The organism is Trinickia dabaoshanensis, from assembly GCF_002879885.1.
Lineage (GTDB): Bacteria > Pseudomonadota > Gammaproteobacteria > Burkholderiales > Burkholderiaceae > Trinickia > Trinickia dabaoshanensis.
In genome coordinates, this window is record NZ_PNYA01000097.1 from 1 (window position 1) to 362 (window position 362).

The following is a 362-nucleotide window of genomic DNA, read 5'->3' on the forward strand; positions in this document are numbered from 1 at the left end:
TCATAAGTTAAGCGTCCACGCTTATCGGCTGTAGATCAAGACAGACTCAGGGGTCTGTAGCTCAGTCGGTTAGAGCACCGTCTTGATAAGGCGGGGGTCGTTGGTTCGAATCCAACCAGACCCACCATTCGCGATGATCGTTAGTGCTTTAGCACTTACGAGCATCTCGCCCCCGAAGGGGGTTAAGCGGTGGTGATAATCGACGCGGTTATTTGAGTCTGAAAATGGTTATGCTGGGGGCATAGCTCAGCTGGGAGAGCACCTGCTTTGCAAGCAGGGGGTCGTCGGTTCGATCCCGTCTGCCTCCACCAACCTTCAATGACAAGCGTTCGGTTTGTACCGAGTCTTTGTCATTGGCGATT

2 tRNA genes are annotated in these 362 nt (G+C 53.0%); both read left to right on the forward strand.

Annotated elements, in window-relative coordinates:
• The first annotated feature begins 50 nt into the window (after window positions 1-50).
• Window positions 51-127, forward strand: a tRNA-Ile gene (locus C0Z18_RS32535).
• 108 nt (window positions 128-235) lie between these two features.
• Window positions 236-311: transfer RNA gene (locus C0Z18_RS32540), tRNA-Ala, on the forward strand.
• The last annotated feature ends 51 nt before the right edge of the window (window positions 312-362 follow it).